Raw genomic sequence first — 21,853 nt, forward strand, 5'->3', positions numbered from 1 at the left:
GACCATTCTCACTGCCCCCCCTGTCCCCCTCAGCGGCGCACGGTATCGTTGCCGAAGGCCACCCATTTGTAGGTGGTCAGCGCCTCCAGCCCCATCGGGCCACGGGCATGCAGCTTTTGCGTGCTGACCGCCACTTCCGCCCCCAGGCCAAACTGGGCACCATCGGTAAAGCGGGTGCTGGCGTTGACATACACCGCCGATGAATCCACCTCGTTCACAAAGCGCTCCGAGTTATGGATGCTGCGGGTGAGGATGGCATCTGAGTGCTGCGTACCGTATTCACGGATATGAGCAATCCCTTCGTCGAGGTTGTCCACCAGCTTCACGTTGAGATCCAGCGCCAGCCACTCGTCGCGGTACTGCTCTTCCGTCACGGCGCTCACTTCAGCCGGGCCATTTTGCAGCAGCGGCAATGAACGGGGATCGGCATGCAGCTTAATGCCTTCCTGTTTCATCCGGCTGCTCAAGGCAGGCAGGAAAGTGTCGGCAATGGCGGAATGCACCAGCAGGGTTTCCAGTGAGTTGCAGGCGCTTGGGCGCTGTTTCTTGGCGTTGATGATAACCTTCATCGCCGGTTCCAGCTCAATATCGCGATCGACAAAAATATGGCAAACGCCGATACCGCCAGTGATCACCGGGATAGTCGACTGTTCACGGCACAGCTTGTGCAGACCAGCACCGCCGCGTGGGATCAACATATCAACGTAGCGATCCAGCTTCAGCAGCTGCGCGACCAGCTCGCGTTCCGGGCTTTCAATGGCCTGAACGGCACCGGCTGGCAGGCCGTGCTGCTTTAACGCATCCTGAATAACGCGCACGGTCGCGCCATTGGTACGGTAAGTTTCTTTACCGCCGCGCAGGATCACCGCATTGCCGGTTTTCAGACACAGCGAAGCCACATCCACGGTCACGTTTGGCCGCGCTTCGTAGATCACACCGACAACGCCCAGCGGCACGCGACGACGTTCAATACGCAGGCCGCTGTCCAGCAGACCCCCGTCAATCACCACGCCGACCGGATCGGCCAGATGGCAGACCTGACGCACGTCATCGGCAATGCCTTTCAGCCGTGCCGGGTTCAGCATCAGGCGGTCAAGCAAGGCTTCGCTCAACCCATTTTTACGGGCATCCGCCAGGTCCAGCTCATTGGCCGCGAGGATGTCGGCGCTCTGCGCTTCCAGACGGTCGGCAAGGGTCATCAGAACCTGATTTTTTTGCGCGGTGGAGAGCACCGACAGCTGGTAAGACGCGGCTTTCGCGGCTTTGCCCATTTCTTCAAGCATGCTCATGCACGGCTCCTTAACTGACAATCATATCGTCGCGGTGAACGGCAACCGGGCCATATTCGTAGCCCAGAATGTCACTGATCTGCTGGGAGTGATGCCCGGCAATCATGCGCATCGCGTCGCTGTTGTAGCGGCTCACGCCGTGCGCCACATCGCGCCCCAGCAAACTGCGGATACGAATGACTTCACCGCGCGAGAAGTTACCACTCACTTCACGGATACCTTTTGGCAGCAACGAGCTGCCGCGCTCCAGAATGGCGGAAAGCGCACCGTCATCCACGGTAATTTCACCCGCAGGTGGTGCACCAAAGATCCAGCGCTTGCGGTTTTCCAGCGGAGACTGCATGGCATGGAAACGGGTTCCCACCGGGTTGCTGTCAATCACATCGCCAATCACCCCTGCACGGCTGCCCGCAGCAATGATGGTATCAATTCCCGCCCGGCAGGCAACGTCGGCGGCCTGCAGCTTGGTAGCCATTCCGCCTGTTCCCAGCCCGGAGACGCTGTCTCCGGCCAGTGCACGCAGAGCGTCATCGATGCCATGCACATCACGGATCAGTTCCGCTTCCGGGTTATTACGCGGATCGGCGGTAAACAGACCTGCCTGATCGGTCAGCAGCAGCAGTTTATCCGCTCCGGCCAGGATCGCCGCCAGCGCTGACAGGTTGTCATTATCGCCGACTTTAATTTCCGCCGTGGCCACCGCATCGTTTTCGTTGATCACCGGCACGATGTGGTTATCCAGCAGCGCCCGCAGCGTGTCCCGCGCGTTCAGGAAGCGTTCACGATCTTCCAGGTCCGCGCGGGTCAGCAGCATCTGACCGATATGAATACCGTAGATAGAGAACAGCTGCTCCCACAGCTGAATTAACCGGCTCTGCCCCACCGCAGCCAGCAGCTGCTTTGAAGCGATGGTCGGCGGCAGTTCCGGGTAGCCAAGGTGCTCACGTCCGGCAGCCATCGCGCCTGAGGTGACGATCACAATACGATGGCCTGCCGCATGTTGCTGCGCGCACTGGCGCACCAACTCGACAATATGTGCCCGGTTCAGCCGACGCGATCCGCCGGTTAATACGCTGGTCCCCAGTTTCACTACCAGGGTCTGGCTGCTGCTCATTATATCCTGCCGTAACAATAAAATGATGGTGAGGAAGTCTTTGTATCAGGTGTGCCTGCGTAAGCCAACAGGCGGCGCGGGAAAAGAAGGAAAAACCCCTGGCAGTGGAGTAGACCAAAAGTTCGCAAATAACAAGAAATGCGTGAAATTGTAATAAATTTTTAATCTTTGCAAGGTAAAACATCCCACGTCTTAAGAGAAGTCCTAAGACCACAATAAAACTTACTCATTCGGGATTGATAGCAAAATGAAGAAAAGCGCACTGGCCATTTTAACCGCCGCACTGGCTCTGACCACCGCTGCTCAGGCCGCAGAAGTTTACAACAAGGACGACAACAAGCTGGATCTGTACGGTAAAATCAAAGGCCTGCACTATTTCAGCGACAGCGCTGGGAACGACGGTGACAAGTCATACATGCGTATGGGCTTTAAAGGTCAGACGCAGATCAACGACCTGATGACCGGTTATGGCCAGTGGGAATATCAGTTCAATACCAATAACTCTGAAAGCGATTCAAACACTGGTAACAAAACTCGTCTCGGTTTTGCCGGTCTGAAATTTGGCAATTATGGTTCTGTAGACTACGGCCGTAACTATGGCGTGCTGTACGACGTGGAAGCCTGGACCGATATGTTCCCTGAATTTGGAGGTGACGGTACCGCTCGTTCAGATAACTTCATGACCCAGCGTACTACCGGCGTGGCAACTTACCGCAACACCAACTTCTTCGGTCTGGTTGACGGCCTGAAGTTTGCCCTGCAATACCAGGGTAAAAACGATGACGATACTGGCCGTACTTCTGCCAATAAAGGTAACGGCGACGGTTATGGTATGTCAGCAGTCTATGCGCTGGGTGACAGCGGCGTGAGCATCAGCGGTGCCTACACCAGCTCCGACCGTACTGATGCTCAGCAGGCACAGGGCTGGGGCCATGGCGATAAAGCCGATTCATGGGGTACTGGTCTGAAATATGACGCGAACAGCGTTTACCTGGCCGCTATCTACACTGAAACCCGCAACATGACGCCAATCAGCGGCACTGCAGTGATCAACAACGTATCCACTTCGGTTGCTGGCGCTGCCAACAAAGCACAGAACATCGAACTGGTTGCACAGTATCAGTTTGACTTCGGCCTGCGTCCATCTCTGGGCTACGTGCAGACCAAAGGTAAAGACATCGAAGGTATCGGCGACGTTGACCTGGTTAAATACATTGACGTTGGCGCGACTTACTACTTCAACAAGAACATGAACACCTATGTTGATTACAAAATCAACCAGCTGGATGACGACAACAAACTCGCTCTGAACAACGACGACGTTGTGGCCGTTGGCCTGGTGTACCAGTTCTAAGTTTGTACCCTGTTCCACCCCTCGTTATGTGTCTAAAACAAAGGCTGGCAATTGCCAGCCTTTTTTATTGCCCACATTGCACTCAGGCTGTCAGTTTTACCGGTTCATCGGCGAAATCTGCGGCCGGTTTCAGCCCCAGTTTATTCTCTTCCAGCAGCGCTTTAAGGCGCACATGGAAGTTACGCAGCGTCTCTTCCAGCCGCTCGTTGTTTTCCTTTCCTTTGACCGCAGAAGCCTTCCAGTTGCCCTCTTTATCGAACAACCCGAAGTGATATTCATAGGTGAAATGGTCGTCCTGCGCTTCCAGTTCCATCCACCAGCCCCAGAACTCACGCAGCTCCGGTGCAGGTTTCACATTGACGCAAACGGCCAGACAGTCAAAGAAAAAGCGATCGTCCACGCATTTGGCTTCGCGGATGTACGGTCCCAGAGAACCGAAACGCTTCATTAAGCGGCTTTTGGGAAGCCCACTCGGTAATGCCATCGTAAAACCTCCTTTATTGCGCCTTTATTTCCCCAGGCAATCAGGCAGCGCAACGGCGGCCTGAAACCTGATGGTTATAGCAAATTCCGGCAGTTTCGCCAGTCAGCGGGTCAGTCGTTTCGCTAACCAGTCGACAATATCACGTAATGCTTTATCAAAGTTGCTCAATGCAGGGGTGAGCGTGATCGGCAGCAGTTTGCCGTCGGCGGAGGATTGCACGATCATGCGGGACTCCTCTTCCGGGCTGAACGGATCGTTCGGCCAGTAGCCGGAGAGCATCGGTGTAGGACAGCGTCTGCCCAGCAGACCCTGAGTTTTCAGCGAATAGCGCCCCAGCTCCACTCGCAGCGCCGAATCCGCAGCGCTTGCCATACCCAGCCGGCTGGCCAGCACGTCCATATACATTTCCGGCACCCGATCCTGCAGCGACTGGTCGCTCAGCAGGCTGTGCACCACCGGCCCCAGGCAAGCCACCGCCCGCAGGCGATGGGACTCCAGATAAGCCAGCCGCACTGCCACGTTGGCACCAAAGCGAAAGCCAAATGCCGCCACGCGGTTGTGATCGACCCACGGAACATTTTCCAGATGCTTCAGCACCTGCTGATGCAGGAAGCTGGTGTCCTGGGTCAGTTTCCATTTGGAAGATAAACCGACGGAAGGCATATCAATGGTCAGCATCGCGATGCCGAGCGGGGCCAGGTAGTCATGGAACAGGCGATAGTGATCGGTCTGCAACGCATCCAGGCTGCCACACACCAGCACGGTGGGATAAGGCGCGCTCACCTCAGAAGGCATATGCAGGAAGCCGGAGATCGGGCTGCCGCCGGGGATGGGGAATTCCAGCTCCTTCAGCTCGCCTGAGAGCCGCGGCGTGGCTTCTTCATAGGCACGAGTGGCCATCATCTGAGCCTGCTCGGCCAGCTCGTCGCCTTTCAGATGAGGATAAGCCGCGATGCTGTACAGATTGGCAGCGTGCAGCCAGCAATGACCGGCTTCCTCATTATTTTCTGCGCTGGCCGCTTTTTCCTGCCAGAGCGCGCCTTGTTTTGACCATTCATAAACCCAGTTGCCGCCCCGATAACCCACCACCGTGTCCAGCAACTGGTCATCAGTATGTTCAACGCTGCTGCAGGCTATTCGCGCCAGTACCTCACCGATTTCCTGCGGTGGCAGGCCACGCCAGGTCCACAGCAGGCGGTTAATCATGCGGTACCAGCCAGCATGACTCTCTCCTTCCAGCGCGGAATGAATCGGCAACGGTGTGTGATGATGGAGACGGCGGATCAGGGATGAGGTTTCAGGGTGCTTGAAGCGGGGTTTAAATAGCTCCTCGCTCAGGTTTTTTTCTGTCATGGCGTGAGACTCCTCCGGCGCACAGGGCATCGTTCCAGTCTATCGTAGCGCGCTCCGCTGCGCTAACCGTAAAAACGACAACGCCCGGCAGAACCGGGCGTTGCAATGATATCGATCAATCAGCCTTTGACGATAGGCGGGACATACACCACGCCCATGTCCCACGGCTGTTCGATCCAGGTATTCTGCGGGATATCAACCACATAATCATCCACCAGCGGGCGACCGGCCGGCTTGGCAAAAATGGTGACGAAATGCGCCTTTGGATACATCTCACGGATCGCCTGCGCTGTTCCGCCGGTGTCCACTAAATCGTCAATCACGATAAAGCCTTCGCCATCGCCTTCTGCACGCTTCAGCACTTTCATTTCGCGCTGATTGTCATGGTCATAGCTGGAGATACACACGGTATCGACATAGCGGATACACAGTTCGCGAGCCAGCAAAGAAGCCGGAACCAGCCCCCCGCGACTGACTGCAATGATACCTTTCCACTGTTCAACAGGAAGCAGGCGCTGAGCCAGTTTACGGGCATGGATCTGCAACATGTCCCAGGTGACGACGTATTTTTCGCTCATAAAGGTGTCCCGGCCAGGCTTTCTGGCTTAAAAATGTACAATGGGATGGGTTGCGCGGAATTATAGAGATCTGAGCCGCTAAAAACCAGCACCAGGTGGCCTGTGGAAGCCTTTTTTCCTCCTGCGAAGTAAGCATCGCCCAGTAAACGGTGATATTCTTTCCCTATCACGTCAGGTGTTCTGACGGGAGCCAACTTACTCGCAAATGTTCACCATCCACCGCCACAGCTGGCGCGATGGTGCCGACACAGGAGATTTATCGTGTCTGAATTGTCTCAACTGTCACCACAGCCGCTGTGGGACATTTTTGCCAAAATCTGCTCTATTCCGCATCCCTCTTATCATGAAGAAGAACTGGCACAGTACATTCTCTCCTGGGCTGCAGAGCAGGGCTTTTCAACCGACCGCGATGAAGTGGGCAATATCCTGATCCGTAAACCTGCCACGCCAGGTCTGGAAAATCTCAAGCCGGTTGCCCTGCAGGCGCACCTTGATATGGTGCCGCAGAAAAACAACGACACCGCACATGATTTTACTAAAGATCCTATTCAGCCGTGGGTTGATGGCGAATGGGTGAAAGCTCGTGGCACCACACTGGGTGCGGATAACGGCATCGGCATGGCCTCTGCGCTGGCCGTACTGGCGGATAAGACCGTGCAACACGGCCCGCTGGAAGTGCTGCTGACCATGACCGAAGAAACCGGCATGGTGGGCGCTTTTGGTCTGCAACCTGACTGGCTGCAGGCAGATATTCTGATCAACACCGACTCTGAAGAAGAGGGTGAGATTTACATGGGTTGCGCGGGTGGGATTGATTTCACCTCCACGCTGCCTCTGAGCCGTGAAGCCGTTCCGGCCGGTTTTGAGCATCTGCAGCTGATCCTGAAAGGCCTGAAAGGCGGCCACTCCGGCGCGGATATTCATGTCGGTCTGGGCAATGCCAACAAACTGCTGGCACGCTTCCTGTTTGCCCATGCTAAAGCGTTGGATCTGCGCCTGGTGGACTTCACCGGCGGCACGCTGCGCAATGCCATCCCGCGTGAAGCCATTGCCACGCTGGCCGTTCCTGCCGCTAAAGTCGATGAACTGAAAAGCCTGGCGCTGAGCTATCTGGAAACACTGCAAAACGAGCTGGGCCTGAAAGAGAAGAACATCAACGTGGTGGTGGAAAACGTGGCTGCGGGCCAGCAAGCCCTGACCGCGAAGAGCCGTGATGCTTTTATTGCGCTGCTGAACAGCATGCCAAACGGCGTGATCCGCAACTCTGACGTGATGAAAGGCGTGGTTGAAACCTCGCTGAACGTTGGCGTGGTGGCAATGACGCAGGAAGAAGCGAAGATTAACTGCCTGGTCCGCTCGCTGCTCGACAGCGGCAAAGACTATCTGGTGGAGTCGCTGACCGCGCTGGGCGAGCTGGCCGGAGCCAAAACCGTAGCAAAAGGCAGCTATCCAGGCTGGCAGCCGGATGCCTCTTCACCGGTAATGGCGATTGTGGGCGAGACATACAAAAAGCTGTTTAACAAAACGCCGAATATCCAGGTGATCCACGCTGGTCTGGAATGTGGCCTGTTCAAGAAACCTTATCCGCAGATGGATATGGTGTCGATCGGCCCGACCATTACCGGCCCACACTCGCCGGATGAGCAGGTGCATATCGAAAGCGTTGGCCTGTACTGGAAACTGCTGACCGCACTGCTGAAGGCAATTCCGGCGAAATAAGTGCTTACGTCCGGGCATCTCACTGGTCCGGGCGCAGTGAACACCGTTCAGGCAAGCCATCGGCCCGGGCACAACAAATTCGGCCCCTGCACCCAATCAAATGCAGAGGCCGAATTTATCCGACCCGAAGGATTTATCAGCCCCGCGCTACAACCCAAGCAATAATTGCCGCTCCAGCTGCGGATCCAGCAGCATCACATGCAGCCCCACCAGCCTGACCCCTCGCCCGCTGCGGCGCTCTTCCCAGGTCTTCTTCGCCACCGCAATAAAATCATCCTTATTTAATACCGGCCAGACATGCTCCTGCGTAGTCTGCTGAAAATCAGCAAACTTCAGCTTCACTCCCTGGCGGGCGATCTGCAGGTCCGGTTTGATTTTCGTTAACCGGCGCTCCAGTTCTTCATAAAGGAGATCGATAATCTCCAGGCAGGCTTCCCAGCTGTGAATATCCTCTGACAGCGTGCGCTCCACCCCCAGCGACTTTCTCAGCCGCTCGGTCACCACTTCACGCTCATCAATGCCGTTGCAACGTTCCCACAGCACCCGGCCAAACTTGCCAAAGCGTTTAAGCAGCGCCGCCAGATCGGTTTTCTGCACGTCAGCGCAGGTCAGCAGCCCCAGCTCCTCCAGTTTTTTTGCCGTCACCTTGCCCACGCCGGGGATCTTCGCCAGCGGCAAAGTCAGCAGAAAGCCATGCATCTCCCCAGGCGTAATCACGAACTGGCCATCAGGCTTATTCATATCGGAAGCAATTTTGGCGAGAAATTTAATCGGCGCAATTCCCGCTGACGCGGTGAGGTTCAGTTCGCGGGCAATGGTCTGGCGGATTTCACGCGCGATCAGGGTGGCAGAGCCGTGGCAGTGCTGGCTGTCAGTGACGTCCAGATAGGCTTCATCCAGCGACAGCGGCTCAATCAGGGAGGTATAGCGGGAGAAGATCTCGCGAATATGGCTGCTGGCTTCTTTATAAGCCTCAAAGCGGCCGGGGATCACTTTCAGGTGCGGGCACAACTTCAGCGCCATCGCCGTGGACATGGCACTGTGCACACCAAATTTCCTGGCCGGATAGTTAGCGGTACTGATCACTCCGCGTTTCAGATGGCTGCCGCCAATCGCAATCGGAATATCACGAAGAGTGGGATTGTCGCGCATTTCCACTGCGGCAAAAAAGCAGTCCATATCAACGTGAATGATCTTACGCATATGCCCCCCAGAAACACTGGATAAGTATACAGGCAAAGAAGTTGATTTCAACCTGCAATTTCTCTGCAAAGCGCAGCGGTAGCGGGCTGGCACAATATTTTATGCGTTTTTTCGGAGGCGCTCTCTTGATAAAAAAACAGACAATGCTAATGTGACGCTGCGATAGCGGAATTTTCCGAGATTGCAAGTTACAGCGTCCCCGGACGTAGCATCCACCCCTACTATCAAGGGAACCAGAATGGGCAAAATCGCACTGCTGTTTGCGATGTTTTTTCTGCCAGCCGTCGTTTTCGCCAGCGCACCTGTCGCACAGGTCACTCCACTGGCACCGGTAAGCAAAGAGTTAAAAAAGCAGTTACTCGGCACTCCCGTGTATATTCAGATCTTTAAAGAAGAACGCACGCTGGAGCTATATGGCAAAATCGGCACCGAGTATCGCTTACTCGACAGTTACCGCATCTGTAATTTTTCTGGTGGCCTTGGCCCTAAACGCCGCCAGGGTGATTTTAAAAGTCCGGAAGGGTTTTACAGCGTGGGCCTTTCCCAGCTGAAGCCGGACAGCCGCTTCTATCGCGCCATCAACGTCGGGTTCCCCAACGAATACGATCGCCAGCAGGGTTATGAAGGTAAATACCTGATGATCCACGGCAACTGCGTGTCTGTTGGATGCTACGCCATGACCGATGCCGGCATTGACGATATTTATCACTATGTGGAAGCCGCACTGCGCAATGGTCAGCCGCGAGTGGAAGTGAGCATTTATCCGTTCCGCATGACCGACAGCAACCTGCAGCGCCACCGTTACTCGGTGTATTACAGCTTCTGGCAGCAGTTGCAACCCGGCTATGCTGAGTTTGTCCAGAACAAGCGGCCACCAGCCATCAGCGTCAGCGACGGTCGCTACGTGCTGGGCAGTCCGGTCCTGAACAGCACGCCTGCCAGCGGATCAGCGCTCGCGCTCTCCGAGGCAAAATAGCGCCCAGTCACCTGGCTCAATCTTGTGCCAGGTTTCATTGCCGGTCAAAGGTTGGGTGGCAATCACGGTGACCACGTCGTCTGGCGTGGTCTGCTTCTGAAAATCAATCTCAACGTCCTGATCCAACAGCGTGGCTTTACCAAATGGCGCACGGCGGGTGATCCAGAACAGATTGGTCGAACAGAACGCCATCAGATAGCGCCCGTCAGACAACAGCATATTAAACACGCCCTTCTCACGCAGCTCCGCCGCCAGTTCCGCAATATACCGAAACACCGCAGGCCAGTTACCCGGCGTACGCGGATAGCGCGTGGTCAGTTTATGCAGCAGCCAGCAGAATGCCTGCTCGCTGTCCGTCTCGCCAACCGGACGAAACGGCCCGGTTTCCAGACTACGATAGCCCTTCAACTGCCCGTTATGCGCATAGGTCCAGTTACGTCCCCAGACTTCCCGGGTGAACGGGTGAGTATTTTCCAGCGACACTTCGCCACGGTTTGCCTGGCGGATATGCGCCACGACCGAGCAGGATTTGATCGGGTACTCCTGCACCAGCCGGGCAACAGGTGAGTTGAAGCTGGGCTGCGGATCTTTAAATGTGCGACAGCCTTTCCCTTCGTAAAAGGTAATACCCCAGCCATCTTTGTGCGGGCCGGTTCCTCCGCCCCGCTGCACCAACCCGGTAAAGCTGAAACAGATGTCCGTAGGGACATTCGCGCTCATCCCGAGCAGTTCACACATAAAAAACCCTCGCTTGATGGCCATGCGCACATGGCCGGAAGAATTATTTAACCATCTCTTTTTCGATCAGCAGAATCAGGATGTGGATCACTTTGATGTGAATTTCCTGAATGCGGTCGGCATAGCCAAAGTGCGGAACGCGAATTTCCACATCGGCCATGCCATCCATTTTTCCGCCATCTTTCCCGGTCAGCGTAATCACTTTAATACCCTGAGCGCGGGCAGCTTCGATGGCTTTGATCACGTTAGCCGAGTTGCCAGAGGTGGAGATACCCAGCAGCACGTCGCCCGGTTTACCCACGGCTTCAAGGTAGCGGGAGAACACATAGTCATATCCGAAGTCGTTGCTCACGCAGGAAAGGTGGCTGACGTCGGAAATAGCCATTCCCGGATAACCCGGACGGTTGTCACGGTAGCGACCGGTCAGCTCTTCGGCAAAATGCATCGCATCACAATGCGATCCGCCATTGCCGCAGGAGAGCACCTTGCCACCGGCTTTAAAGGAGTCAGCCAACAGTACGGCTGCGCGCTGGATGGCATGGATGTTGGCTTCGTCGCTGAGGAATTTATTGAGCGTGTCTGCTGCTTCGTTGAGTTCGGCGCGAATGATGTCCTGATACATAGGGGAGTCCTTTTAGGTGAGGTCTGAATCAGTTTATCAAGTTGCAGGTTAGGCGAAAAGCGCCCTTCCCGCCTGGCGGAGACTTTGACTTTTGATGCGACCGGATTGTGACTCAGGTTGTAATTATCATGTAAACACGTTGCTAACAAAATGCATCTCATCTAAACCTGTACCTAACAGGTCAGACCTCTTACTACTTACGGAGCGTTGTTTATGATGGTTCTCAGTTGCATTGCGACAATTGTGCTGATTGGCGCACTGTTTTATCACCGCGTAAATCTGCTGCTGAGCAGCCTGATTATGCTGGTATGGACGGCTGCATGGGCCATGGCGCACGTCTGGACTCCCTGGCTGCTGATCCCGCTGGCGATTATCCTGCTGCCCTTTAATTTGCTGCCGCTGCGCCGGGCATTGTTTTCAAAACCGATGCTGCGTACCTTCCAGAAGGTGATGCCGCCGATGTCGCGGACAGAAAAAGAAGCTATCGATGCCGGGACCACCTGGTGGGAAGGCGATCTGTTCCGCGGTACGCCGGACTGGCAGAAACTGCACAATTACCCGCAGCCGCGCCTGACTGCTGATGAACAGGCCTTCCTGGAGGGGCCGGTTGAGGAAGCCTGCCGCCTGGCAAACGACTTCCAGATCACGCATGAAATGGCCGATCTGCCGCCAGAGCTTTGGGCTTATCTGAAAGAGCATCGCTTCTTCGCGATGATCATCAAGAAAGAGTACGGCGGACTGGAGTTCTCAGCCTATGCGCAGGCCCGCGTGCTGCAAAAACTGGCCGGTGTATCGGGTATTCTGGCCATCACTGTGGGCGTGCCTAACTCACTGGGCCCGGGTGAACTGCTGCAGCATTACGGCACGACTGAGCAGAAAGATCATTATCTGCCGCGCCTGGCTCGCGGCCAGGAGATCCCCTGCTTTGCGCTGACCAGCCCGGAAGCCGGTTCCGATGCCGGAGCCATTCCGGACACCGGCGTGGTGTGCATGGGCGACTGGCAGGGCAAACAGGTGCTGGGCATGCGCCTGACCTGGAACAAACGCTATATCACGCTGGCCCCTATTGCCACCGTGCTGGGTCTGGCCTTCAAGCTCTCCGATCCTGAGCACCTGCTGGGTGAAACTGAAGAGCTGGGGATTACCTGTGCGCTGATCCCGACCCAGACGGCAGGCGTGGAAATCGGCAAACGACACTTCCCGCTCAACGTACCATTCCAGAACGGGCCAACTCGCGGTAAAGATATTTTCGTGCCGATTGATTACATCATTGGCGGCCCTAAAATGGCCGGTCAGGGCTGGCGGATGCTGGTTGAGTGCCTGTCTGTAGGACGCGGTATTACCCTGCCTTCCAACTCCACAGGCAGCCTGAAAAGCATTGCGCTGGCGATTGGTGCATATGCGCATATCCGTCGTCAGTTCCGCCTGCCTATCGGTAAGATGGAAGGGATTGAAGAGCCGCTGGCACGTATCGCGGGGAATGCTTACGTGATGGATGCCGCTGCGTCACTGATCACCTACGGTATCGTGATGGGTGAGAAACCGGCGGTGCTCTCCGCCATCGTCAAATATCACTGTACCCATCGCGGTCAGCGGGCGATTGTTGATGCGATGGATATCGCAGGCGGTAAAGGCATTATGCTCGGCACCAGCAACTTCCTCGCCCGCGCTTATCAGGGCGCACCCATTGCCATTACGGTGGAAGGCGCGAACATTCTGACCCGCAGCATGATCATCTTCGGTCAGGGAGCGATTCGCTGCCATCCTTACGTGCTGACAGAGATGGCGGCGGCACAGAATAATGACGTGGCCGCCTTTGATCGGGCGCTGTTCAGCCATGTCGGACACGTTGGCAGCAACAAGATGCGCAGCCTGTGGCTGGGTCTGACCGGCGGCCGCACCAGTAAAACGCCAGCCCGCGATGCCACCCGCCGCTACTACCAGCATCTGAACCGCCTGAGTGCCAACCTGGCGCTGCTGTCGGATATTTCCATGTCCGTATTGGGCGGCAGCCTGAAGCGCCGCGAACGCATTTCAGCGCGGCTGGGCGATGTGCTGAGCCAGCTGTATCTGGCCTCAGCGGCGCTGAAACGCTATGAGGATGAAGGCCGTAATGAAGCTGACCTGCCGCTGGTACACTGGGGCGTGCAGGATGCGCTGAATCAGGCGGAAATCGCCATTGACGATCTGCTGCGCAACTTCCCGAACCGGATGGTGGCAGGCGTACTGCGCCTGACGATCTTCCCGCTGGGTCGTCACTGCCGTGCTCCTTCCGATCGTCTGGATCATCAGCTGGCGCGTATTCTGCAGATCCCGTCAGCTACCCGTACACGTTTAGGCCGTGGTCAGTACCTTACGCCAGGCGAACATAACCCGGCAGGCCAGCTGGAAGAAGCTCTGCAGGACGTGATGGCTGCGGAAGCGATCCACGATCGCCTGTGCAAACAGCAGAAAAAACATCTGTCCTTCACCCGCCTGGATGAACTGGCAAAACGCGGTCTGCAGGAGAGCTGGATCACTGCTGAGGAAGCGGCCGTACTGACTCGTGCCGAAGCAAGCCGCCTGCGCTCGATTAACGTTGATGAGTTTGAGGCGGATGCGCTGGCAACTCAGCCGGTGAGAGCGACCGAACGACCACGGAAGATTGAAGCGGCTTAACACGTCGGGCTTAAAAAAGAGTGATGCTCAGTCAGGGAGCTTTTCCCCGACTGAGCATTTTTTATTACGGCCTGCTGAAAACCGTCCAGACCTCTCACTCAGTTAACGCAAGCGCAGATCGGTCAACCACATCCCAGGCTTCTTCCCAGTGAGAACCCGTGCCCGGCGCATAGGCCCAGGCAGCACCGGCGCACCAGGCGGTAAACGGAGCGGGTTTACAGCTGTAATTCATCCCAGCAACGGTAACCCTGTCTCCGGCCGCATAGTTCGTTCCCTCTACATAGCCCGGATATTCCGGTGTTCCTGCCTCTGCGATGCTGACCGGTTTGGTTGCCGAAGCCAGATATTTCCCGTCTGCAGAGGAAGCTTCCAGCTCAATCTGATAGGTGCCGACAGCATAGCGCTGGCTTTCAACTTCAAATGCCGGCTGGGTACTCTCTGCCACCACCGTTTCGCCACTTTTCAGGCTCCAGTGCCAGATTGCCGCCTCAAAATTCGCCTGGGCGTTAATCGTATGCACATGCCCCTGAGCGAGGGTATCCGGTGCGGAAATTTCTACTTTGGCAGGAAGCACGGTGACCGTGACGATTTTACTGTCCGTCATACCATGCGAACCCGTCACCGTTAGCTGATATTTCGCCTCCCCCGTATAGCCGCCCAGGAAAGTCGCGCGGGCAGCGCTGGTCCTGACCTCTGCGATTGGCGAGCCTCCGGCAGCTTCCTGCAGCCCGAACGGTTTTGCACCGCCCAGGCTTCGCCAGACGAACTCACTGCCGGTACTTTTACTGCCGTCAAGAATGCGGACTGTTGTATCACTGTGGCGGGCAACAATGCTGAAGTTATCCGGTATCACTGCTTCCGGCACAACATATTGCTCATTGCTACCAGGAATATTATCGATGTGCACATGCGCGCCTTCGGCATTCACACCGATCAGCGTAATACGTTTGCCGGACAGCACATCATCGATGGATTTACCCGGCATCAGCGGCGCATCTTTCATGCCATTTGCGCTGCCTGGCGTGGTATCCACCAGCGTATTGAGGATGGTGCCACCAAAGGAAATAACCCTGACAATCACGCCATTTACAAAGGGATCATCACTTGCCCATGTTTCGAAGCCTTTTAACGGCTGACGATATTCCAGCGTCAGGTAAGTCCCGTCACGGCGCAGAATGCGAATGCCTTTCAGCTCATCGTCTTTCGGGGCGGTAAACAGAGGCGTCAGAGTATAGTTACCCGGTTGGCTGACCAGCGGCATCTGCCGGTTCGTTAACCATCCGGTATAGAACAAATAGGGAGCCGGATAGAGACGGCTGCCCCCGCCATTCATGGTATCGGAAGGATCGCTTGCGGTGGTGCTTTTGCACTGTTGGTCAAGCTGAGTAATCCCGTCGCTGTTCACCGTACAGTTCTCCAGCGAGGTGGCATGTTTCGCCCCCAGATTGTGGCCGAATTCATGCTGCCACATCCAGGGTTTATAGCCGGAAGCATTACCGATGATCCAGTTCCCTGGCGTTTGCGCCAGACCACTCCAGTTGCAGGAAGTGGCGGGAATTTCGATAAATGTGTAATCATAGTTATCCGGCTCAACGCCTTTTTCACGGGCCAGGGCTTTCGCCTGTGCCACCACGCTGCTTGAACAAGCCTCCGGTCGCGGCCCCAGATTGATATCGCTGAGGGTATCGCCTGTCAGCGTCACTTTGCCATAGGAAGCTACCCTGACTGCGCCCGCAAGTGAGCTGTAGTCCGTACCGGAGCCGAATAACGCTGTCTGTATGGGGGCGAGATCGTTAGCGGGCGCATCGCTGTAATGGGTGTGCAATAACAGGATTTTCTTCGCCCCCATAACCTCCCGTTTCTGAGTGATATCCGGAACGGTAAGCTGCCAGGTGACATCGTCTGACGAAGCAGCAGCCACCATTTGCAGGCGGTTGACGTTATAGCCAAGCACCTCCGCTCTTCCCAGATCGCCGCGATATTTGTTTGCCAGGGTATAGACAATGCCCGCCGCGCCGGAGGTCGCATTAATCACCGCCTTCCAGGAACGCATAGATGTGTAACCACTGCCGACACAGGCAATCATTTTCGGTTCTGGCGATGCGGCGCTGGTATTCACCGCCAGGCAAGACTCTTCAGCCTCTCCGGCCAGCGCCTGACTGGTGATTTTCAGGTAGCCGGTCATGATTTGCGACAATTTCCAGTGCTGACGCGCTGTGTCCTGGCAGCTTTCAAAGGCTACGCTGCTGTTATCTGCCTGCAAAGTCAGACAGCTGTCGCTGCCCAGAGCAACGTTTTTGATGGTGCCATACTGTCCTTCAGATTCTTCACTCGTGCTGGCAAACAGCGAAAGGACAGTATCATTCTGCTGCGACAGCATTTCTGGCGTCAGGCTGGGTTGTGACTGTGTCAGTTTGTGGGTTTGTGCCTGGCTGAGGACTGGAGTCAGTACGAGCATGACAGCCAGTAATGAGTAAGTCATTTTAGCTGGTGAATTATTTTTAAGATATCGGCGGTGTTTTTTCTCATGGAGAAAAAAATCAGAAAAAAAAGGTTTACGAGGCATTTTACCCCCTCAGATAAATAAATTAAAGGCATCACTGGTAGTCTTATCTGCCAGGATACGGTGGCAATAACTAAAAAAATGAATGCTATTTTTCTTTGTTTAAAAAAACGGAATGGCATCCTCAAAACGAGGTTGACCATCCCGTAAGTTTGCTGTGTACAGCCTTTGCCGCCCCTGTTCCGGCGCCTGGTTGCTTCAGCCAATAAAATGCTTTCTTTGTAATATCCCTGAGATTAAGATTTCATTATTGTAAATAAAACATTAATCACGTTTCACTCACCGTGAAATTATTAATCAGAAGGAAATAACAGGCAATTGCAATAATTACACATTGAGGGGTAAAAATTAGAATACGAACCGGGGGAATACTCAAAAGGGGAAAAACAAGTTGGCTGATGGCCAATAGTGCCCATCAGCCAGCCGGATTAATCGTCAGCCGTTCTGTCGCACGCGGGCGATCAGCGCGTCGATATCTTCAATATGGTCAGCAGCCAGGATTAACGTGCGGCCCAGCGTTACCGCCTGACGAACACATTCAATGCGCATGGCGTCATCACCGATGGTTTTGATATCGGCGACCTGAGACATACCAACGGTACGGCGGATCAGCTCGGTACCGCAATAACCCAGCGTGTCGACCCAGACCTTCCGCAGGAACTCAGCCGCATACCCCGGATAAGCGAGTGCGCGATCGCGGGTCTTCTCTGCGGCCAGCGCGAGGAAACCTTCGGCAAAGCTCTGCCAGGTTGCCCGCACGTCATTCAGACGTTTCTCGCGGGCATCGGCTGCTTCACGCGGAGACAGCAAGCCTGGCAGCGCACAGTAGTTGATCAGCAAATTGCCGAGCGCACTGCCAACGTCAAAGCCCAGCGGGCCGTAAAAGCCAAATTCGGCATCGATCACCTTCAGGCTGCCTTGTGCAACGAAGATCGATCCGCTGTGAACATCGCCATGCAACAGCGCTTCGGCATTAGACAGGAAACGATGCTTGAGAACCGCCACTTTATGGCGAAGTTCAGCGTCAGTGCGCAGTGAGGCAATCAGCGGTTCTAACGCACGTGGATAGCCATTGCGTTCGTGCTCTTCATAGGGCTCGTTGAAGAACAGTTCTTCGGTGATGTCACAGAGTTCAGGGTTAGTGAAGCGAATAACATCCGCTTTTTTCTGATGGGGATGCTGATAAAAATCAGAGGTGTGGAACAGCGTTTGTGCCAGCCAGGAGCCCAGCTGCGCGGCGGCCTGCGGATAATCAACGCCCTTAACCTGCTCGCCGCGCCAGATAGCGTGGCTGGAGAGATCTTCCATCACCATCACTGCCAACTGCGGATCGTAGTGCAGGATTTTAACCGTATGTTCAGGGCAGAACTCACTGTGAACTTGCAGTACTTCCGCTTCGATACGGGCGCGATCCAGGGTCAGAGGCCAGGACTCGCCGACGCAGCGCACATAAGGCAGGGCCTGCTTGACGACAACGCGGCTGTGACCTTCACGGTCGAAAATCTTGAACACCAGATTCAGGTTACCGTCGCCCACTTCCTGCGAGGTGACCAGGTTTTCCGGATTTTCAACGCCGCCAAACTGGCGTGCATATTCCACGGCATCCGCTGCAGTGAATGTACGGTATTGCGACATTAATTCACCCTCATCAAAACTTTCTGGTCTGCGCGGCCACAGGCGCTGCGGTGGTTTTTTGGCGCGCTGTTATTGCGCTTTTTATTACGAGTAAGCCGTTCAGACGTCTATACATCCGCAAAGCATGTTGGCACAATACGCCCTGATAACGCAACCAGGATTTAACTTCCATGCAGACACTGAGCACAACCAGCTTACAAGTTCGTGACAACCAGCTGTGGATCCTCGATCAGCAGGCTCTTCCCCAGAAAAAGATCTGGTGCCCGACGCCCGGGGTGGCGGAGCTGGTCGGCCATATTAAAGCGCTGCGGGTACGTGGCGCGCCGCTGATTGGGCTTTCTGCCAGCCTGCTGCTGGCATTGCTGGCGGAGAATGGCATGCCGAAACCTGAGCTGGCCGCGGCACTGGAAGTTTTACGGGCTTCACGTCCGACCGCCGTTAACCTGATGAACAATCTTGACCGGATGAAACTGGCGCTGGCGCAGGATCGCTTTGTGACCGCGTTGACCTTTGAGGCGCTGCGTCTGGTTGAGGAAGATAAAGCGCTGTGTGACAACATTGCAGCAGCAGGAGTACAGCTGATTAAACCGGGCAGCCGTTTGCTGACGCACTGCAATACCGGTGGTCTGGCGACTGCAGGCGTCGGCACCGCACTGGGAGTGATTACCCGTGGCTGGCAGGAAGGCAAGGTGGAGAATGTCTGGGTCGATGAGACCCGTCCGCTGCTGCAGGGCGGTCGCCTGACGGCCTGGGAACTGGGTGAGCTTGGCGTGCCCTACCGGCTGATTTGCGACAGCATGGCAGCCAGCCTGATGGCGCAAAAGCAGGTTGATGCCATCTGGGTCGGCGCTGACCGGATTGCGGCCAATGGTGACGTTGCCAATAAAATTGGCACTTACAGTCTGGCGGTGCTGGCACACTATCACCACATTCCGTTTTACGTTGCGGCTCCGCACACCACGCTCGATCCGGCCTGTCCGGATGGCAGTGCAATACCGATTGAGCAGCGTGCCGCCAGTGAAGTGACGGGAGTGGCGGGAAGCTTTGGCGAGGTGCAGTGGGCACCGGAAGAAGCCAGGGTGTACAACCCGGCCTTTGATGTGACGCCAGCGGCCTTGATCAGCGGCTGGGTGCTGGATACCGGGGTGGTGACGCCCACCCAGGTGAATAACGGGATTTTCCAGCCTTCACAAGCGTAAGGGTTTGAGGTCGGAAGCGGGAGGTCAAAACCGGCTCTGGTACTTCGGCGGTCTGGTGTCTGCTGGGGCTTAAGGTCAAATCCGGGTTCGGAGCCTGGCGCCAGCTGGGGCAGGTTAGCCTGGGCTCACACAGGTCAAAGGCCACTGCGGCCCGCTACAAACATCTGAGTTGTAAGCCAGCCCAGGGTCACACAGGTCAAAAACCCCAGCTGCCCACTACTAATCTCAGAGCTGTTGGTGAGATGGAAACCAGACCAGACAGCATCTCCTCTTCACAGCAACTAAATGCTGTATGGCGGAGGGGTTATCCGGATAAGCGGACTGTTGAGCGCATGGACGCGCGAATCAAGCCATCAGGGATGATTTCACGGCGTGTCCGTGTTCCGGATAACCCCTCCAGCAAACATCCGATTAAACAGCGACTTTCACCACTAACCACGTTCCGGATAACCCTCCAGCAGATATCCGATTCAGCAGGACTTTCACCACTCGAGCGGCTAAGGTAAACGCGGATAAGCATCTGCGATCTTGTCGCCGGTAAAATTAGCGATCCAGCCTTCCTGATTATCGAAAATACGGATCGCCGTGAAGTGCGGAGCAGATCCCATATCGAACCAGTGCGGCGTGCCTGCCGGAACAGAGATCAGATCGTTCTTCTCACACAGGATCTGATAAATGTGCCCGTCCAGGTGGAGGCAGAACAGCCCTGCCCCTTCCACAAAGAAACGCACCTCGTCTTCGCCGTGGGTATGTTCAGAGAGGAATTTGCCGCGCAGCGCCTCTTTCTGCGGATTATCCGCACGCATACTGATCACATCCCAGCTCTGATAGCCTTTCTCGGCCACCAGCTTATCAATGGCATGCTGGTAGGCTTTGATCACCGTTTCCGGCTCCGGGTTAGCACCCAGATCGCGATCGGCTTCCCAGCGTTCGAAACGCACCCCTTTGGCGTTCAGCTGCTGGCGGATTTCTTCAGCATCGGTACTGTGCCACACTGGCGTGGTGGCTTCACTGTCGGTAAAAATAGTCAGTGCACTCATGAGGAAAACAGCTCCAGGTTAATCTGATCAAAACGGTTTACCTGACGATGACGGCTTTCTGCATCCGCTTCGCCGCGTAGTAACTGCACGGTGTTCCAGCCCGCTTCCTGTGCGGCATCCAGCTCCTGATGAATATCCGATAAAAACAGCAGCTCGCCCGCTGGCAGCGCTATTTTTCCGGCAATGTTACGGTAGGACGGCGTCTCACGCTTCGCGCCGACATGAGTATCAAAATACCCACTGAACAACGGAGTAATATCACCCGCATCGCTGTAGCCAAATAACAATTTCTGCGCTGCGACTGAGCCAGAGGAATAAACATACAGATCAATCCCCTGCTCCTTCCATGTTTTAAAAGCGGGCAGCACATCCGGATAAAGATGGCCGGTGAAGCTGCCGTTGACGTAGCCATCACGCCAGATCATTCCCTGCAGCGCTTTCAGCGCGGTTGATTTGCGATCCTCATCCATAAAGCCGAACAGCACGGCGATCAGATCTTCAACCGTCGCCTGTGGCCGGGCAATTTCATCACGCAGATCACTAAGCCGCCCAGCCACATCTTCCCGGTGCTGGAAAGCGACAATAAAGGCCGCCATGTTTTCCCGCGCGAACGGGAACAGCACGTTGTGGACAAAGCGAATATCGCTGGTCGTCCCTTCAATATCGGTCACAATCGCGCGGATCATTTGGCCTCCAGCACACGACGTTGCAGTTCACACTGGAACAGGAATTCCAGCCCTTCAAGGTGGCGCTTCGCCTCATTAACGTCTTTACCCCAGCAAGTCAGTCCGTGGCCTCGCAGCAAAAAACCATATCGCAGCGGGGTCTGAGCGGCAAACTGCTCGATCCTCGCGGCCAGAGCGTCAATATCCTGATCGTTATCAAACAGCGCAATGGGTACAGAATCCAGATGCGAGCTTTGCCCGGCTAAAGTTTTCTGCATTTCATAGCCTTGCAGTTCCAATGCGGTCCCCTTCTCAACACGGGAAAGAACCGTGGAGTTGACGGTGTGGGTATGCAGCACCGCACCGGCTTGTGGAAACAGACGATAAATCATAGTATGCAGCCCGGTCTCAGCCGAAGGCTTACGGCCCGAAGGTACTTTATTGCTGGCAATCTCCACCTGAATAAAGTCATTACGGGTCAGCGCGCCCTTATCCTTACCGGACTCGCTTAACAGGCAAAACTCGCTGTCCTGACGCACAGACATGTTACCGCCCGTCGCCGGGGCCCAGCCTCTGGCCCCAATCCAGTGGCAGGCCGCCACCAGCTGATCCAACTGTGAAATGATGCTCATTTTCTTTCTGCTCTCAGCCAGTCCGGACCGG

At 55.5% G+C, this 21,853-nt stretch carries 18 protein-coding genes; 5 read left to right on the forward strand and 13 right to left on the reverse strand.

All coding sequences use genetic code 11. The annotated features are described in order from the left end of the window. Positions 1-29 precede the first annotated feature (29 nt). Positions 30-1,283, reverse strand: a complete 1,254-nt coding sequence (gene proA, locus GSQ70_RS15720) for a glutamate-5-semialdehyde dehydrogenase (RefSeq protein WP_158785336.1) — start codon at positions 1,281-1,283, stop codon at positions 30-32. Positions 1,284-1,299: 16 nt separating this feature from the next. Next, positions 1,300-2,403, reverse strand: a complete 1,104-nt coding sequence (gene proB / locus GSQ70_RS15725; protein ID WP_158783414.1) for a glutamate 5-kinase — start codon at positions 2,401-2,403, stop codon at positions 1,300-1,302. Between the two features lie 247 nt (positions 2,404-2,650). On the opposite strand from proB, the gene ompC reads away from it, so the two are divergent. Beyond that, complete coding sequence (gene ompC, locus GSQ70_RS15730; RefSeq protein WP_158783415.1) at positions 2,651-3,757, forward strand: porin OmpC; 1,107 nt, start codon at positions 2,651-2,653, stop codon at positions 3,755-3,757. Between the two features lie 82 nt (positions 3,758-3,839). Here the strand turns inward: ompC and crl are convergent, their stop codons facing one another. The 3 genes from crl to gpt all read right to left on the reverse strand — a co-directional run bounded on the left by crl (position 3,840) and on the right by gpt (position 6,172). Next, positions 3,840-4,241: a sigma factor-binding protein Crl gene (crl, locus tag GSQ70_RS15735; protein WP_158783416.1), complete on the reverse strand. Its 402-nt coding sequence runs from the start codon at positions 4,239-4,241 to the stop codon at positions 3,840-3,842. Positions 4,242-4,343: 102 nt separating this feature from the next. Next, positions 4,344-5,594 carry an esterase FrsA gene (gene frsA, locus GSQ70_RS15740; RefSeq protein WP_158783417.1) on the reverse strand — a complete coding sequence of 417 codons (1,251 nt, stop codon included), beginning with the start codon at positions 5,592-5,594 and terminating at the stop codon, positions 4,344-4,346. Positions 5,595-5,713: 119 nt separating this feature from the next. Further along, positions 5,714-6,172, reverse strand: a complete 459-nt coding sequence (gpt, locus tag GSQ70_RS15745; RefSeq protein WP_158783418.1) for a xanthine phosphoribosyltransferase — start codon at positions 6,170-6,172, stop codon at positions 5,714-5,716. 261 nt (positions 6,173-6,433) lie between these two features. Here gpt and pepD point away from each other — a divergent pair, with 261 nt between their 5' ends. Beyond that, positions 6,434-7,891 carry a beta-Ala-His dipeptidase gene (gene pepD / locus GSQ70_RS15750; protein WP_158783419.1) on the forward strand — a complete coding sequence of 486 codons (1,458 nt, stop codon included), beginning with the start codon at positions 6,434-6,436 and terminating at the stop codon, positions 7,889-7,891. A gap of 147 nt (positions 7,892-8,038) precedes the next feature. Here pepD and dinB read toward each other — a convergent pair whose 3' ends face one another. Beyond that, entirely contained in the window at positions 8,039-9,094 is a 1,056-nt protein-coding gene (dinB, locus tag GSQ70_RS15755) for a DNA polymerase IV (RefSeq protein ID WP_158783420.1), read from the reverse strand. A 238-nt stretch (positions 9,095-9,332) separates the two neighbouring features. Here dinB and dpaA point away from each other — a divergent pair, with 238 nt between their 5' ends. Beyond that, positions 9,333-10,070 carry a peptidoglycan meso-diaminopimelic acid protein amidase gene (gene dpaA, locus GSQ70_RS15760; RefSeq protein WP_158783421.1) on the forward strand — a complete coding sequence of 246 codons (738 nt, stop codon included), beginning with the start codon at positions 9,333-9,335 and terminating at the stop codon, positions 10,068-10,070. Here the strand turns inward: dpaA and GSQ70_RS15765 are convergent. Together GSQ70_RS15765 and lpcA are read right to left on the reverse strand one after the other, a co-directional pair. Next, positions 10,041-10,808, reverse strand: coding sequence for a class II glutamine amidotransferase (locus tag GSQ70_RS15765; protein WP_158783422.1), 768 nt, complete (start codon positions 10,806-10,808; stop codon positions 10,041-10,043). The two genes, dpaA and GSQ70_RS15765, sit on opposite strands and share 30 nt — an antisense overlap. Positions 10,809-10,851: 43 nt before the next feature. Continuing rightward, the gene (lpcA, locus tag GSQ70_RS15770) at positions 10,852-11,430 is read right to left on the reverse strand and encodes a D-sedoheptulose 7-phosphate isomerase (RefSeq protein ID WP_158783423.1); all 579 of its coding nucleotides are present in this window, start codon (positions 11,428-11,430) and stop codon (positions 10,852-10,854) included. A gap of 213 nt (positions 11,431-11,643) precedes the next feature. On the opposite strand from lpcA, the gene fadE reads away from it, so the two are divergent. Further along, a complete protein-coding gene (fadE, locus tag GSQ70_RS15775) occupies positions 11,644-14,088 on the forward strand; it encodes an acyl-CoA dehydrogenase FadE (protein WP_158783424.1) in 2,445 nt (814 codons plus the stop codon). A gap of 94 nt (positions 14,089-14,182) precedes the next feature. On the opposite strand, the gene GSQ70_RS15780 is transcribed toward fadE, so the two are convergent. Together GSQ70_RS15780 and mtnK are read right to left on the reverse strand one after the other, a co-directional pair. Continuing rightward, positions 14,183-16,570 carry a hypothetical protein gene (locus tag GSQ70_RS15780; protein ID WP_158783425.1) on the reverse strand — a complete coding sequence of 796 codons (2,388 nt, stop codon included), beginning with the start codon at positions 16,568-16,570 and terminating at the stop codon, positions 14,183-14,185. Between the two features lie 516 nt (positions 16,571-17,086). Then, a complete protein-coding gene (gene mtnK / locus GSQ70_RS15785) occupies positions 17,087-18,286 on the reverse strand; it encodes an S-methyl-5-thioribose kinase (RefSeq protein WP_158783426.1) in 1,200 nt (399 codons plus the stop codon). A gap of 170 nt (positions 18,287-18,456) precedes the next feature. On the opposite strand from mtnK, the gene mtnA reads away from it, so the two are divergent. After that, positions 18,457-19,485, forward strand: a complete 1,029-nt coding sequence (gene mtnA / locus GSQ70_RS15790) for an S-methyl-5-thioribose-1-phosphate isomerase (RefSeq protein ID WP_158783427.1) — start codon at positions 18,457-18,459, stop codon at positions 19,483-19,485. Positions 19,486-19,982: 497 nt separating this feature from the next. Here mtnA and GSQ70_RS15795 read toward each other — a convergent pair whose 3' ends face one another. From GSQ70_RS15795 to GSQ70_RS15805, 3 genes are read right to left on the reverse strand one after another with little or no spacing between them, the layout of a single operon-like run. After that, positions 19,983-20,525, reverse strand: a complete 543-nt coding sequence (locus GSQ70_RS15795) for an acireductone dioxygenase (RefSeq protein ID WP_158783428.1) — start codon at positions 20,523-20,525, stop codon at positions 19,983-19,985. Next, a complete protein-coding gene (gene mtnC, locus GSQ70_RS15800; protein ID WP_158783429.1) occupies positions 20,522-21,211 on the reverse strand; it encodes an acireductone synthase in 690 nt (229 codons plus the stop codon). Before mtnC ends, GSQ70_RS15795 begins: the two co-directional genes overlap by 4 nt. Then, the gene (locus GSQ70_RS15805) at positions 21,208-21,822 is read right to left on the reverse strand and encodes a methylthioribulose 1-phosphate dehydratase (RefSeq protein WP_158783430.1); all 615 of its coding nucleotides are present in this window, start codon (positions 21,820-21,822) and stop codon (positions 21,208-21,210) included. The genes mtnC and GSQ70_RS15805 overlap by 4 nt, the downstream gene beginning before the upstream one ends. Positions 21,823-21,853: the final 31 nt, after the last annotated feature.

This window comes from Pantoea sp. BAV 3049 (genome assembly GCF_009765445.1).
GTDB lineage: Bacteria > Pseudomonadota > Gammaproteobacteria > Enterobacterales > Enterobacteriaceae > Erwinia.